This window comes from Burkholderia sp. AU33423, assembly GCF_002223135.1.
GTDB classification, from domain to species: domain Bacteria; phylum Pseudomonadota; class Gammaproteobacteria; order Burkholderiales; family Burkholderiaceae; genus Burkholderia; species Burkholderia lata_D.
Genome location: NZ_NKFH01000009.1, coordinates 239,137 through 253,567, shown reverse-complemented (window position 1 = coordinate 253,567; position 14,431 = coordinate 239,137). Strand labels below are relative to the sequence as shown.

General features: G+C 65.5%; 13 protein-coding genes. 6 read left to right on the top strand and 7 right to left on the bottom strand.

Annotated elements, in window-relative coordinates; all coding sequences use genetic code 11:
* Positions 1 to 29 precede the first annotated feature (29 nt).
* The 4 genes from CFB50_RS34320 to CFB50_RS34305 form a co-directional block, all read right to left on the bottom strand.
* On the bottom strand, positions 30 to 1,016 hold the full coding sequence (locus tag CFB50_RS34320) for a TauD/TfdA family dioxygenase (protein WP_089448887.1): 987 nt from the start codon (positions 1,014 to 1,016) through the stop codon (positions 30 to 32).
* Between the two features lie 63 nt (positions 1,017 to 1,079).
* Positions 1,080 to 2,390, bottom strand: coding sequence for a diaminobutyrate--2-oxoglutarate transaminase family protein (locus tag CFB50_RS34315; RefSeq protein WP_089448886.1), 1,311 nt, complete (start codon positions 2,388 to 2,390; stop codon positions 1,080 to 1,082).
* Between the two features lie 208 nt (positions 2,391 to 2,598).
* Positions 2,599 to 3,549 (bottom strand): UDP-glucuronic acid decarboxylase family protein, encoded by a 951-nt coding sequence (locus CFB50_RS34310; protein ID WP_089448885.1) that lies wholly within the window; start codon positions 3,547 to 3,549, stop codon positions 2,599 to 2,601.
* A gap of 155 nt (positions 3,550 to 3,704) precedes the next feature.
* Positions 3,705 to 4,424: a thioesterase II family protein gene (locus CFB50_RS34305; protein WP_089448884.1), complete on the bottom strand. Its 720-nt coding sequence runs from the start codon at positions 4,422 to 4,424 to the stop codon at positions 3,705 to 3,707.
* Positions 4,425 to 5,096: 672 nt separating this feature from the next.
* Between CFB50_RS34305 and CFB50_RS34300 the strand changes: the two genes are divergently transcribed.
* The 5 genes from CFB50_RS34300 (at position 5,097) to CFB50_RS34280 (ending at position 9,745) form a co-directional block, all read left to right on the top strand.
* The gene (locus CFB50_RS34300) at positions 5,097 to 5,642 is read left to right on the top strand and encodes an AAA family ATPase (RefSeq protein ID WP_089448883.1); all 546 of its coding nucleotides are present in this window, start codon (positions 5,097 to 5,099) and stop codon (positions 5,640 to 5,642) included.
* 15 nt (positions 5,643 to 5,657) lie between these two features.
* Positions 5,658 to 6,395, top strand: a complete 738-nt coding sequence (locus CFB50_RS34295; protein WP_218829178.1) for a formylglycine-generating enzyme family protein — start codon at positions 5,658 to 5,660, stop codon at positions 6,393 to 6,395.
* A 93-nt stretch (positions 6,396 to 6,488) separates the two neighbouring features.
* On the top strand, positions 6,489 to 6,899 hold the full coding sequence (locus CFB50_RS34290) for a VOC family protein (protein WP_089448881.1): 411 nt from the start codon (positions 6,489 to 6,491) through the stop codon (positions 6,897 to 6,899).
* A gap of 273 nt (positions 6,900 to 7,172) precedes the next feature.
* Positions 7,173 to 8,738 carry a methyl-accepting chemotaxis protein gene (locus CFB50_RS34285; RefSeq protein ID WP_089448880.1) on the top strand — a complete coding sequence of 522 codons (1,566 nt, stop codon included), beginning with the start codon at positions 7,173 to 7,175 and terminating at the stop codon, positions 8,736 to 8,738.
* A 476-nt stretch (positions 8,739 to 9,214) separates the two neighbouring features.
* Positions 9,215 to 9,745 (top strand): OsmC family protein, encoded by a 531-nt coding sequence (locus tag CFB50_RS34280; protein ID WP_089448879.1) that lies wholly within the window; start codon positions 9,215 to 9,217, stop codon positions 9,743 to 9,745.
* 196 nt (positions 9,746 to 9,941) lie between these two features.
* Here the strand turns inward: CFB50_RS34280 and CFB50_RS34275 are convergent, their stop codons facing one another.
* The 3 genes from CFB50_RS34275 to CFB50_RS34265 are packed head-to-tail and all read right to left on the bottom strand — an operon-like array spanning position 9,942 to position 12,618.
* Positions 9,942 to 10,763: an ABC transporter ATP-binding protein gene (locus tag CFB50_RS34275; protein ID WP_089448878.1), complete on the bottom strand. Its 822-nt coding sequence runs from the start codon at positions 10,761 to 10,763 to the stop codon at positions 9,942 to 9,944.
* Entirely contained in the window at positions 10,760 to 11,614 is an 855-nt protein-coding gene (locus tag CFB50_RS34270; protein WP_179254270.1) for an ABC transporter permease, read from the bottom strand. The genes CFB50_RS34275 and CFB50_RS34270 overlap by 4 nt, the downstream gene beginning before the upstream one ends.
* Before the next feature lie 11 nt (positions 11,615 to 11,625).
* Complete coding sequence (locus CFB50_RS34265; RefSeq protein WP_089448877.1) at positions 11,626 to 12,618, bottom strand: aliphatic sulfonate ABC transporter substrate-binding protein; 993 nt, start codon at positions 12,616 to 12,618, stop codon at positions 11,626 to 11,628.
* A 358-nt stretch (positions 12,619 to 12,976) separates the two neighbouring features.
* On the opposite strand from CFB50_RS34265, the gene CFB50_RS34260 reads away from it, so the two are divergent.
* Positions 12,977 to 14,404, top strand: coding sequence for an MFS transporter (locus CFB50_RS34260; protein WP_089448876.1), 1,428 nt, complete (start codon positions 12,977 to 12,979; stop codon positions 14,402 to 14,404).
* Positions 14,405 to 14,431: the final 27 nt, after the last annotated feature.

The window sequence follows — 14,431 nt, the reverse complement described above, 5'->3', positions numbered from 1 at the left end:
CTTGCTATTGATGTGTACGCTCGCGCTCGCTAACGATCGGCGAATCCTTCGAGGTCGGGCGCGTACGGGTCCAGCAGGGACACGACGACCTTGCGCTCGCCTTCGAACGGGTTGCGGCCATGCGCGAAGCGCATGTTGTCGACCAGCAGGACGTCGCCCCGTTGCCAGGGAAACGTGATCGCGCATTCGCGGAACGCGGTGCGGATCTGCTCGAGGTCGGCGGGATCGAATGGACTCCCGTCGCCATAGCTGGCATTGCGCGGAATTCGATCCTCGCCGAACAGGCTGACGATCGAACTGGCGAGCGATGTTTCCAGGTTCGAGAGATGGAACAGATGTGCCTGGTTGAAGAACACCCGGTCGCGGGTGGCCGGATGGTAGGCCACGCCCTGGTTGACCTGGGCGGTGCGCAACGTGTCGTCGTCGAGCCATTCGAGTTCGATGCCGTTGTCTGCGCAGAAGGCTGCGACCTGGCTGCGGTCGCTGGTCTGGAACACGGTTTCCCACGGAATGTCGACGTGCCGCCGGTAGTGCCTGACATAGCGGACCTGTTTCGCCTCGAACTGGTCCAGGATGCGCGGTCCGATCCTGCGGCTCACCTCCCGCATGTCGGCAATCGGCGTTTCGCCGCCGGTCGCGGCCGGCGTCAGGCAGCAGAATGCGACGCTCAGCGGCCAGCTGCGTTGGTACGCGTTTTCGCAATGCAGGGCGATCGTCTCGCTCGGCGGATACTCGGTTGCGGTGAAGATGCCGTTGCCGATCGAGGTGCGCGGCGTGGAACGATAGACGTAGTCGGACTGATGGACCGAAATCGCGTGAGCAAACGCTTCGAAGTCGCCCACGGATGAAACGTCGAAGCCACGAAACAGGAGTGCTCCCTGTTCCAGAAGCCGGGATTCGAGTGCCGCCCGGTTGTCCTTCACCGCCTGCGCGAGATCGCGCCTGTTCGACACGGGCTCCAGCAGCCACGGCGAGCTTCCGTCGGCAAGCAGCCTGCGTTCCGTCATGCCCTGCATCGTCAATAGTCCTTTCTTGTACGTGGATCACGGCGAAACCGATCGGGTCGCACCGCAGTGCGGTTATGCACGGCACGCCGTTTCCACGGCATGCTCGAAGCGATTGAGAATCTCGTCGATATCCGCTTCCGAAACGATCAGCGGCGGCAGGAACCGGAGTACCGCGCCGTTGCGGCCGCCGGTTTCGATGACGAGCCCGTTTCGCAGGCAGTTCCGCTTGATGGCTTTTGCCCGTTCCGCATGGGGCGGGCCGGCTCGGCCATGGGTGCCGGGCACGACGACTTCGGCGCCGATCATCAGGCCGCGACCGCGTATCTGGCCCAGGCAGGGGAAGCGTTCGGCAAGCCCCTCGAGGCCGGCAACCAGGCGCTTGCCGACCTTGTCCGCGTGTGCCGAGAGATTCTCTCGTTCGACGATGCGCATGGTCGACAAGCCGGCGACCATCGCAATCTGGTTGCCTCGAAAGGTACCGGCATGCGCGCCGGGCGGCCAGGTGTCCAGGCGCTCGTCATAGACCACCACCGATAACGGATAGCCGCCGCCGAACGCCTTCGACAGCACCAGTACGTCGGGCCGGATGCCGGAATGTTCGACAGCGAACAGGGCGCCGGTTCGACCGAGTCCGGTCTGCACTTCGTCGACGATCAACGGGATTTCATGCCGCAGCGTCAGCTCGCGCAACTCGATCAACCAGGTGTCGGGGGCGGGGATGCAGCCCCCTTCGCCTTGCACGACTTCGACGATGATGGCCGCCGGTTTGGTGATCCCGCTCTCGGGATCGGACAGCACGGTCCGGATGTAGTTGATGCTGAGTTGATCGGTCGCCGAGCCGTCGGTGCCGAACGGGCAGCGAAAGGCATAGGGATAGGGCAGGAAATGAACGTCGCGTCCATTGCCGCCGGCCGACTTGGGCGTGAGGTTTCCCGACGCGGCGAGTGCACCGGCCGTCATGCCGTGGTAGGCGCCGTGGAACGCCATGATCGTCGGCCGGCCCGTATGGTGCCGGGTCAGCTTGATCGCCGCTTCGACGCCATCCGCCCCACTGGGACTGCAAAACTGGATCTTGCCGGATTCGGCGATCTTCCCGGGCAGGAGCGAGAAGAGCTGCTCGACGAACGCGTGCTTGGCCGGCGTCGCCAGGTCGAGTGCCTGTTGCATCTGATCGGACGACAGAAACCGCATCACGGCTTCATTGACTTCCGGGTGATTGTGTCCGAGTGCGAGCGTACCCGCATTCGACAGGCAGTCGATGTATTCCTGGCCCTCGGCGTCGCGTACGCGTATGCCCTTGGCATGGGTAAACAGCCGCGGGAAAGAAGTTGCGTAGGTTCGCGCGTTCGATTCGACCTGCTTCAGATACTCGAGTTTTTCCATGCGCGCGGATCCGGCTTGCGAGGCGGATTGATGGACACTGGCGCACGAGAATCGCTTCATCCTGGCCAATGATGTTTAACGGTACGACCGGATTGGAGCATGGTCGCCGTATCACGTCTGTCACGTGAAAATGGGACATCGTCCATGCGACGTCACCCCCTCATGCCATTGCCTCCCGAGCATCGAAGCGGGGTGTCCGGACGCGGCGTCACGCAGGGAGGGTCGAGCAGAAATAATCGATGGTCCGCCGGAGCCCCGCTTCGAGCCCGATCGTCGGCTCCCAGCCGAGGTGGGCGCGTGCGAGGCTGATGTCGGGGCAACGTTGTGTCGGATCATCCTTCGGCAGCGGACGGAAGACGAGCCGCGACTTCGAGCCGGTCAGGCGCAAGATGATCTGCGCCAGTTCGCTGACCGCGATCTCGTGCGGATTGCCGAGGTTGATCGGGCCGGTGAGGTCCGCGGGCGTGGCCATCATCCGGATCAACCCGTCGACCATATCGTCGACATAGCAGAATGCCCGGGTCTGATTGCCGTCGCCATACAGCGTGATGTCCTCGCCGCGCAGCGCCTGCACGATGAAGTTGGACACCACGCGGCCGTCGTTGGGATGCATGCGCGGCCCGTACGTGTTGAAGATGCGTACCACCTTGATGCGTACGTTCTGCTGGCGGTGATAGTCGAAGAACAGGGTCTCCGCGCAGCGTTTGCCTTCGTCGTAGCAGGCGCGCGGCCCGAGCGGGTTGACGTTGCCCCGGTAACTCTCCGGTTGCGGATGCACATCGGGGTCGCCGTACACCTCGCTCGTCGAGGTTTGCAGAACGCGCGCATGCGTGCGCTTGGCGAGCCCCAGCATGTTGATCGCGCCCATCACGCTGGTCTTGGTGGTCTGCACGGGATCGAATTGATAGTGGATCGGCGAAGCCGGGCAGGCGAGGTTGTAGATCTCGTCCACCTCCACGTACAACGGAAAGGTGACGTCGTGGCGCAGTGCCTCGAAGTTCGGGTTGCCGAGCAGCGCAGCCACGTTCTGCTTCGTGCCGGTGAAATAGTTGTCGACGCACAATACGTCGTGACCGAGTTCGACGAGACGCTCGCAAAGATGCGAACCGAGGAAACCCGCGCCACCTGTTACGAGGATTCGCTTTCGATTACGTTGCACAATGGCACTCCAAGTATCGCGCGCCGGGAAGCGACGCGGCCTCCCGGCTTGCTTGACCGGCCCGCGGCTCCGGCATGGGAGCGGATCAGGCGCGCGGGCCTTTTCATTCGACGATCACGGCACCGGCCGGCACGCCGATCGCGAGGATCGGCCCGTCATGCCTGCAGTGCGCTCGGCGCGGCGTGTTCCGCGCGCCGCAGGCGGGCCGCGATGATGCCGGCCATCGTCCGCATTTCGTTTCTCAAAAAGAAATGATCCCCTTCGATGACGTGAAAATCGAAGCGCCCGGTCGTCGCGGCGCCCCAGCCCGCAACGGCATCGACAGGGACCTCGTTGTCCCCCCGGCCCGCGAACGCGGTGATGTCCACCGCCAGCCTCGGCCCGGGCACGGGCCGGTGGTTTTCGATCAGCGTGAAATCCGCACGCAGCGCCGGCATCAGCAGCGCCATCAGTTCGCTGTTGTCCAGCACCGCCTTCGGTGTGCCGCCCATCTCGCGCAGCGCATCGATGAAGGCGCGGTCGTCCAGCGCCTGCATGCGCCGATCGTGGCGCTCCTTGCCCGGTGCGGCACGCGCGCTCACGAACAGATGCCGCAGGTTCGGCCGTGCGTGGGCGGGAAGCCGCAGCGCCAGTTCGGCGGCAATGGCCGCGCCCATGCTGTGTCCGAGCAGGGCGAAGGGACGATCGAAGCAGTTGTCCAGGTCGCACAGCAACGTGTCGACCAGCGTCGTCATGTCTCGTACGGCAGGCTCGGACAGGCGGATGCCTCGGCCCGCAAGTTCATGACGGTGCACTTCGATGCCGGGCAACGACGCTTGCAGCGCACGATAGACGGCGGCCGAACCGCCCGCATAGGGAAAACAGATCAGGCGCATGCGAGCGGGTACTCGAGCGGCGCATCGGCTGCCGGCGCACAGGCGATCGCGCTGTGGAAATTCACGTGTTCGGTGTTTCTCACCATTCAGGTTCCAGTCGTTGTTGGCATTGCGATGCGTCGGCAATCCTCACTTGGAGAGCAACGGGCGCGGCAGCGACGCGCGCGTTGGTTCACGCGTCGATAGCCGGTTCGTGATCGCTGTACACAAGCAGTGCGTCAAGCACATCGGAAGTCATCGAAGCGTTGATTGGCTTCATGAAAATTCAAGGTGCGCGCCGCCCGGATCCGGCATGCGCCCGATCCGGTTGGGCATGAGTTAAACATGCGGCCGCGCGGATGTATGTCGTAGGAAGAGGGGACGCGCGTAGTCGGCCATGTCGAACCCATCCCTATCTGAATGGATGGCGGCGCGCAGACACCACGGAACGCCCTGTTCAATTCCGGCTGGTGTACCGGTTTCAAGCGCACAGGTTGAAGTGCGCCGCGTCCAATCCGCTTGCTCGCGATCGAGCAGTTGGTTATTCTGATGCGCATGACCCATTCGCAAACCCGTTCGATTATTTGCGCCGCAATGTTGCCGGCGGGATAGCGATCGACTGAATGGATATCGTCAAAACCCGCCCGGAAGGCGGGTTTTTCGCTTTCTGGGCGTTCGAGGGAGAGCCTGGAAATGCAGACAGAGAAATCATTTCATGCGACCGCATCGGACGATGCCGTGTTGCTCCACATGGTATGCGGCAAGATCGCGTCCGGAAAATCGACGCTCGTCGCGCGGCTCGCGAGCGCCGGGCCGGTCGTTTCGATCAGCGAGGATGCGTGGCTCGCGCAGCTCTATCCGGGCGAGATCCTGTCGATCGACGACTATGTCCGGTGCGCGAAGCGCGTCGGCAACGTGATTGCCGATCAGGCTCGCGCGGTGCTGCAGGCCGGCGTGTCGGTGGTGCTCGATGTGCCGTTCAATACCGTCGCCGCGCGTGCATGGGGGCTCGTCGTTTCTCGGGCCGCCGGCCGCGACCATCGACTGCATTACCTCGACGTCAGCGATGCCGTTTGCAAGGCGCGGTTGCACGCACGCAATGCGCGAGGCGACCATCCGTTCCAGGCATCGGATGCCGAGTTCGAACGGATCACGCGGTACTTCGTCGCGCCGGCTGCGACGGAAGGGCTGAACATCGTGGCTTATGACGAAGCCGGTTCCGTCAGACTGTCTTCGTAAATGAGGTGCGGCAGCGTGGAGAACATCGAATATCCGTCTCAATCACTCGATCTGCCGATGGTGCAGGTTCCCGCCGGGACCATCGCATTGAGGGACGACCGGATCGGCCGCACCTGGTGCGTCGAATTGCAACGCTTTGCGATTGGCCGCTATCCGGTAACCCAGGCGCAATATGCGGCGGTAACGGGGCTATCGCCGTCGTCGCATGTCGGCGCGCAATGCCCGGTGGAAAACGTATCGTGGATCGATGCCGTCCGGTTCTGCAACCGGCTGTCGACGGCCGACGGTCTGCCTTGCGGTTACGAAATCGGCGAAGACGGCACGAGCGCCTTCCCGATTCCGGGCAGCAACGGTTACCGGCTGCCCACCGAAGCGGAGTGGGAGTACGCATGCCGCGCGGGAACGCAGGGCTCGAGGTATGGCGAACTCGATGCCATCGCGTGGTACCGGGACAATTCCGGCGGCCGCACGCACGACGTCGGCCGGAAACAGCCCAATGGCTGGGGGCTGCACGACATGCTGGGCAACGTGTGGGAGTGGTGCGCGGATCAGTACGACCCGGTGGTCTACGGTTCGTATCGCGTGTTTCGCGGCGGGGGCTGGGCCGATGTCGAGCGGGGCTGCCTTGCGACGAATCGCCGTCGCAGCCATCCGACCTTTGCAATCGACGATCTCGGGTTTCGCGTTGCGCGGTCGCTTGATGCGGGGGATGGGCGACTCGCGCCCGCGGTGCGTGGATCGCCCGGAGATTGACGGCGCTGGCCGCGTTGCGCAGCGTCGCCCCGTTGCCGCCAGAGGGAGCCCGGCGCACAATACCCCCGGAAATTTCTTCGGAGGCTGCCCGACATGGCCAAGTTCCAGCCCGATGGATGGCACACCGTCACGCCCCGGATCGTCGTGCCGGATCCGCACAATCTGATCGAATTCATCCGAACGGTATTTCACGCGCAGGGCGAGTACCGCCCGGGGCTGCCGGCGGAAATCAGGATCGGTGATACCGTCGTGATGATCAGCGGGGAAGATGGCCTGCGTGAGCCGATACCGGCATTCCTGTACGTGTATGTCGAGGATACCGACCTGACCTATCGGCGGGCGCTTGCAGCGGATGCGACCCCGCTCGAAGCCCCCGCCGACATGCCGTACGGCGACAGGCGGGCGATGGTGAAGGATCCGTGGGGGAATCGATGGCAGATCGCGACGCATCAGCGCGACCTGTCGGTCGACGAGATTCGTTCGAGGCTGACGAACGGCGGCTAGATACCCGTCCGGGTGCGTCGAAGTGATCAGGATGCCTTGCTTCCCGCCCAGGTGATCATCGGCATTGCTTCGCGCCCCCGTCACGTACCGCTTCGCCCCTGCGCCTGTCGCAATCGTCAAGATTCACGTCGCGTGCAGATAAAACCTCCCCGTTCCCGCCGCCGTTAACCCGTTCGCAGCCCATGCGCCCCGTGTTGCGACGCGGCGCGCGTCTTTCGTGATCCGGAATCCACATCCGCCGCTGGCCGTGCCCGGCCGGCGCAAGGGAACGTCATGCGAAAACAACTCACTATCCGTGGTGGCCTCGTTGCGACCATCGCCGGCTATACCGTGCTGCTCGTGCTGGTGGTCGGCGCGTGCATCGCGGCCCTCTATATGGGCAACGGTTCGCTCGAGGCGATGTACCGCGACGACACCGCGTCGCTGCTGCACCTGAAGACCAGCTCCGAGCGGATGCTCGTGCTGCGCGAACGCATGAGCGACGTCGCGCAGATCATCAGCGCCGGCCGCTCGGGCAAGGACGAGATCGCGAAACTCCGCACGCTCCTCAAGCAGAGCAACGACGAACTGGATGCCTATGCGGGTCTGCACGCGCGCAACGCCGACGAGCAGGCGCTGTTCGACACGCTGCAGAATCGCCGTCGGGCGTTGCTCGACCGCGTGTTCCTGAAGGCGCTCTCGCAGCTCGACGGCGACGACGGTTTCGGCTTCCTCGACACGCAACGTACCGCACCGCCCGAGCTGTTCGCCGCCTACCAGGAGGCGATCGATGCGCTCGAGGCGTTCCAGGTCGCGCGCGAAAAGGCGCGCTATGAGGCGGCCGGCGTGCAGTTCCACCGGATCGTGTGGGGGATGGCGGCGGTCGCGGCCTTCGCACTCGTCGTCGGCTTTTTTGCGCAGCGTGTGCTCGCGAAGGCGATCATCGAGCCGATCAAGCTCGCGGTCGACCAGTTCGAGAAGATCTCGAAAGGCGACCTGACCGGAACGGTCGTTGTGCCCGGCGAGAACGAGATGGCCTATCTGCTGCATGCGCTGAAGCGGATGCAGGACGGCCTCGTCGACACCGTGAGCCAGGTGCGCACGAGCACGGAGACGATCGTCGGCGACGTCCGCACGATCGCGAGCGGCAACGTCGACCTGTCGGCGCGCACCGAGCAGCAGGCCGTATCGCTGCAACAGGCGGCGGCGAGCGTCGAGCAACTGACGGCGGCCGTGCGCCAGAACGCGGACAACGCGCGCGATGCGCGCACCTATGTCGAAGGCGCGGCCGGCATCGCGTCGCGCGGTGGGGAGGCGATGCAGCGCGTGGTCGAGACGATGTCGGCGATTTCACTCAGTTCCACGCGGATCTCCGGGATCGTCGGCGTGATCGAAAGCATCGCATTCCAGACCAACATCCTTGCGTTGAACGCTGCCGTCGAAGCCGCGCGCGCAGGCGAGCAGGGGCGCGGCTTCGCGGTCGTCGCGACCGAGGTGCGCGGGCTCGCGCAGCGCTGCGCGTCGGCGGCGAAGGAGATCCGCGAACTGATCAGCCATTCCGCGCAGCGTGTCGAAGACGGCAGCGGCCTCGTCGCACGGGCCGGTTCGGCGATGGCCGAACTCGTCACGGCGGTCGAGCGCGTCAATACGATCATGAACGAAACCAGCCACGCGTTCGAGGAGCAATCGTCGGGTATCGAGCAGGTGAATGCCGCGGTCATCCAGATGGAGCAGGTGATGCAGCGCAATGCCGCGCTGGTCGAGGAGGCCGCGGCCGCGGCGCTGTCGCTCGACGAACAGGGCGCGCGGCTGAGTGCGGCGGTTGCGCAATTCCGTTTGCGTGACGAGGCGCTCGCCTGATGCACCGATGCGGGCACCGGAGCTGGATCGTCGGGTCGGACTGATGGCCAACGCGGTGCACCGGTGTCGAAGCGGCACATTTCCGGTGCGGACTTCCTGACTGCCGATGTCGATGCGAACCATGCACCGGCGCGGTGAAGCACGACGATCGGACGATCGCCGAACCCGATGCGACGCTGTCTGCGCTCAGGGCCCGCGATGCAGCACGGCGTCGCCGCGATCCTTGTCGGTCAAGGCGGACGGGCAATTTCTCGAACGTTCTCCACAGGGTTATGCACGGAAATTGTGGATAACTCGAGGGGATGAACGGCAGTCGACAAATTCCCGAGCGCGCGTGTCGCCATGTGACATCACATACGGCGAATTGCTTTGCTGGAATGATCGTTTAGTGGCTGTCGCGGATGGGAATAGCATGAAGATCCCCCTCGATTGGCCGCCGTATGCGTGGCCAGTCATTGCGACCGTATCGGCCCGACATGACGACACTGAACGACTATCTCGAACAAAAGCGCGACGCCTGGCTCGCGAAAAAGGAAGCCGCCCGCAGCAATCCGGAACTCAAGGCCACCCCGCTGAAAGCGACCGTGCGCGCGCTGGGCCGCAGCGGCGTGCGGGAGATCCGCATTCGCGACTTCCAGGTGATCAGCGACAGCCCGCCCGATTTCGCGGGCTACAACCTCGGGCCGGCGTCGCCGGAGCTGCAGCTCGGCGTGCTGGGCAGTTGCCTGACGCACATCACGCTGATTCAGGCCGCGGAGCGCGGCCTGAAAATCGATTCGATCAAGGTCGAAGTGACCGGCGACCAGCATCCGCTCGCGCAGCAACCGGGTTTCGAGCATGTGCCGGTGTTCCCGCACAACCTCCGCTACACGCTCGATATCGTCTCGCCCGAACCGCCGGAAACGATTCGCGCACTGCATCAGGCAGTCGAGACCTTGTGCCCGATCTTCAACCTGCTGCGACTGCCGCAGACGATCGACGGCGAGTTGCGGCATACGCACGGTTGAAGTGCGCCGGTGGGTTGCAGCATGTCACCTCGCTGAGAGGTGAGCAGGCGCGCGATTCCTCGCGCACCCTATCGGCGCTCCGATACGACTGCGATTCCTGTCGCACCGGTATTCGATGACGGATGCATCGTTCCGGTGCAGAGCGCGTGCCGAATCGGGGCCGGGCGACGCCGGTCGTGAATCGGCCGGCGCGAAGTCAGGCTGCGGAGGCTTGAAGGTCGCGCGTTCGGCGCTTCGTCTCGTCGGCACGATCCTGAAGCTGCTGGAATGCGTCCAGCAGCCGCGCGCGCAGCACGGCCAGCGCCGGGTCGCGCCGATCGCGCGGCCGGGCAACCTCGACGTGGATCTCGTCGTCGATGCGGCCGGGGTTGGGCGCGAGCATCAGTACGCGATCGCCGAGATACAGCGCTTCATCCAGATCGTGCGTGACGACGATCGCGGCCGTCCGGTGCCGCTCGACGACATCGAGCAGCAGCGTCTGCAACCGCATCCGGGTGATCGCATCGACCGCGCTGAACGGCTCGTCGAGCAGCAGCAGGTCCGGCTCGCCGAACAGCCCGCGCGCGATCGCCGCGCGCTGGGCCATCCCGCCCGACAACGTGGCCGGCAGTTGCCGTGCGACCCCGGCCAGGCCGACTTCGTCGAGCAGCCGTGTGACGGCCGGCTCGCGCCCGCCGCGCGGGCCGGCCGCAAAGCCGACGTTGTCCGCGATCGACAGCCACGGCAGCAGCCGCGGCTCCTGGAAGATCACGCCGGCGCGCGGGGACGGGCCGTCGAGCGCGATGCCGCCGAGTTTCACGCTGCCGCGGAAATCCGTATCGAGACCGGCGACGATCCGCAGCAGCGTGCTCTTGCCGCAACCGCTCGGGCCGACCACGCAGACAATCTCGCCGCGCGCGACCTGCAGCGGGAGGTCGGCGAGGATCGTGCGATCGCCGTAAAGCTTGCGGGTGATGCGCACGTCGAGCAGCGGTGTCGCGGTGCGCGCCGCCGTGTGTGTAGAAGAACGCGTGCTCATGCCGACCCTTTACGTGGCGTGTGGTCGAATGCGTCGCGCCAGCCGAGCCAGTGCGACTCGATGCGCGCCATCGCACCGTCGGTCAGCTTGCCGAGCAACGCCAGCAGCAGGATCGCCCCGAACACGAGATCGGGGCGCCCGGTTTCGCGGCCGTCGCTCAACAGGAAGCCGAGCCCGCGCGTGGCCGCGATCAGCTCCGCGGCGACCATGAACATCCACGCGAGACTGAGGCCGGTGCGCAAGCCGGTGACGATCTGCGGCAGCGCGGCCGGCAGCAGGATGCGACGGAACAGCGCGAACGGGCCGAGCCGGTACACCGCGCCGAGTTCGACGAGCTTGCGGTCGACGTCGCGAATGCCGGCGACCACCGCGAGGTGGACCGGGAAGAAGGCGCCAATGGCGATCAGCGTGATCTTCGGTGCTTCGTCGATGCCGAGCCACAGCAGCAACACCGGCACCCACGCGAGCGACGGAATCGCGCGCAGCGCCTGGAACGTCGGTTCGAACAGCGCGTCGATCCGGCGGCTCAGGCCCATCGCCGCGCCGACCACGAGCGCAAGTCCGGCGCCCGCCGCAAACCCCGCCGCGACCCGCAGCGTACTCGCGCCGACATGGCGCGCCACGCGCGTGACGCCGAGGCGGGCGAGCGTGTCGAGAATCTCGCTCGGCGCCGGGACGAGATGATTCGGCAGCCAGCCCTGCCGCACGACGACCTCCAGCAACGCGAGCGCCGCGAACGGCAGCGCGAGGCCCGCGATCCTCCACCGGCGAAGCGGATCGCGCCGGCTGGCGGGTGGCGAAGCGGGGCGACGGGGCGCGAGCGTGTCGTCGCGGGCAGCGGTGTCGGTCATGGGCGGCAGCCTCAGCGCGATGCGTCGACGAGCGGGCGTGCGAACGACGGATCGATCAGCGTATCGACGATCTTCGCGGGATCGACGCCGGGCTTGGTCAGCTGTTCTGCCGTCAACACGGGGGCGGCCGCCTTCAGCGCCGCGCGCTGGGTGTCGCCCGGAACGGGATCGCTGAAATCGTTGCGCTGCAGCTGCAGTTTCGCCACCGGCAGCGATACCTTCGATTCGTCGGCGACGATCTGCGCGGTGTCGGCCGGATGCGCGACGATCCACTGCCGCGCGCGATCGTAGACCTTCAGTACGCGCGTGACCGCCTGCGGGTACTGGCTGGCGAATGCGTCGCGGACGTTCAGGAAACCATACGTGTTGAACGCGACATTGCGGTAGAGCAGCCGCGCGCCGTCGTCGAGCTGCGCCGCGGCCATGTGCGGATCGAGGCCGGCCCACGCGTCGACCTGGCCGTTCGCGAGGGCGGTACGCCCGTCCGGATGCTGCAGGTTGACGATCTCGACGTCGTCGCGGGTCAGGCCGACCGTGTGCAGCGCGCGTAGCGTGAACAGGAACGGATCGGTGCCGCGCGTCGCGGCGATTTTCTTGCCCTTCAGGTCCGCGAGCGAGCGGATCGGCGAGTCCTTGCGGACCACCAGCGCGGTCCACTCGGGGCGGGAGAACACGTAGACCGTATGGATCGGGTTGCCGTTCGCGCGCGCGAGCACCGACGCGAGGCCCGCGGCGGAACCGAAATCGACCGCACCGCTGTTCAGGTATTCGAGCGCACGATTGCTGCCCAGGCTCAGCACCCAGCGAATCGACGTGCGGTCGGCCTTGAATTCGTCTTCGAGCCAGCCGAAGTGGCGAATCACCAGGCTCTCCGGTGAGTAGTACGCATAGTCGACGCGGATCTCCGCGGGCGTCGCGCCGCGTGCGTGCACCGAGACGAGACCGGCGAACGCGGCAACGACGAGGGCCGCGGATTGCCACGCGCGGGACCAGGACAGCTTCATCGGGGATTCTCCGGAAGGGCGGCAAGGTGCCGCGAACAGGGAGGGTGACCAGCCAATTTAACGAAGCATCGGCGGTCCGTGAACGAAGAAATCCGCGATTGAACATGCGCGCTGCTGCTAAGCGCGCACGGCGAGAAACTTAATGACGCGGGCCGATTAATTTATCGATTTATATCGCTTGGGATAATCGGAACCGGAGAACAGAATGCCTGCTGCCGGAACGTGATGGCGTCGCGTGTCGAGCGGCGCGTGGCCGCACAGGGTCTCTGTCGATCGCGAATCAATACGCCCGAAATACGCCCGACTTCCGGCTCCATGCGGACATCGCCGGTCATCCGGCGGAAAACTAAGGAATGCGATGAGTTCGATCGACCTGAACGCCGTCACCCCGGTATCCTCACCCATTCGCTCGGCAAGCGACGTCGCGCGCCTGATCAACACGGTGGACAGCTCGGTCAGCCATGCCCGGATGATCGTGCTGCTGGCACTTGGCGGCGTCTTTCTCGACGCGTACGACCTGACGACGCTGTCCTACGGGATCGACGACGTGGCGCGCGAGTTCGGCCTGACATCGGCGCTGACCGGGCTGGTCGGGTCGGCGATCATGATCGGCACGATCTTCGGCAGCCTGATCGGCGGATGGCTGACCGACAGGATCGGCCGCTATCAGGTGTTCATGGCCGACATGCTGTTCTTCGTGGTCGCGGCGATCGCGGCCGGGCTGGCGCCGAACGTCTGGGTGCTGATCGGCGCGCGCTTCGTGATGGGGCTCGGTGTCGGCATCGACCTGCCCGTCGCGATGGCGTTTCTCGCGGAATTCTCGAAGTTCAACGGCCGCGGCAACAAGGCGTCACGGCTCGCGGCGTGGTGCCCGATGTGGTACGTGGCGTCGTCGGTCTGCTTCTTGCTGATCTTCGGGCTGTATTTCCTACTGCCCGCCGAGCATGCGGGATGGCTGTGGCGCGCGTCGCTGATCTTCGGCGCGGTGCCGGCCCTCGTCATCATTCTGTTCAGGAACCGGTTCATGAATGAATCGCCGCTGTGGGCCGCGAACCAGGGTGACCTGGCCAACGCCGCGCGGATTCTGCGCGAGTCGTACGGGATTCATGCACACGAAGCAGAGGACGCCCGGCGCGCGCCGAGCCAGCCGCCCGTGCGCATTCGCGTGCTGTTCCAGCGGCCGTACCTGGGGCGCACGATCGTCGCCAGCGTGATGAACCTGTGCATCCCGTTCGAATACACGGCGATCGCGTTCTTCCTGCCGTCGATCCTGTCGCAGTTTCTCGGCGCGGGCGTATTCGAAACGATCGCGGCGTCGCTGGCGCTGAACGTGCTGTTTGCGTTCACCGGCGGCTTGCTGGGCATGCGCCTGGCCCATCGCCATGCGTCGCGTCATGTCGCGATCGCGGGGTTCGCGCTCCAGTTCGTCGCGCTCGTGGCGCTTGCGCTGGCCGGGCATCCGCATGGCGCGCTCGCGATCGGCTTCGTGCTGCTGATGCTCGGCACCTGGCTGTTCGCCGAAGGGTTCGGGCCCGGCGCGCAGATGATGATCTACCCGACGCTGTCGTATCCGGCGGCGATCCGCGGCACCGGTGTCGGCTTCGGGCGTTCGCTGTGCGGCATCGGCCAGGCGCTCGCGCTGTTCGTGCTGCCGATCCTGCAGGCGCGGCTCGGCACGGACATGTTCTGGATCGTCGCGATCAGCGCCGCCACGCCGATCGTGTTCCTGCTGATCGTGCGTTATGAGCCGACGGCGCGTGATATCGACGACGACGGCGTTGTTTGAACGCGGTCGAGGTCGCTCGTCGTCGGG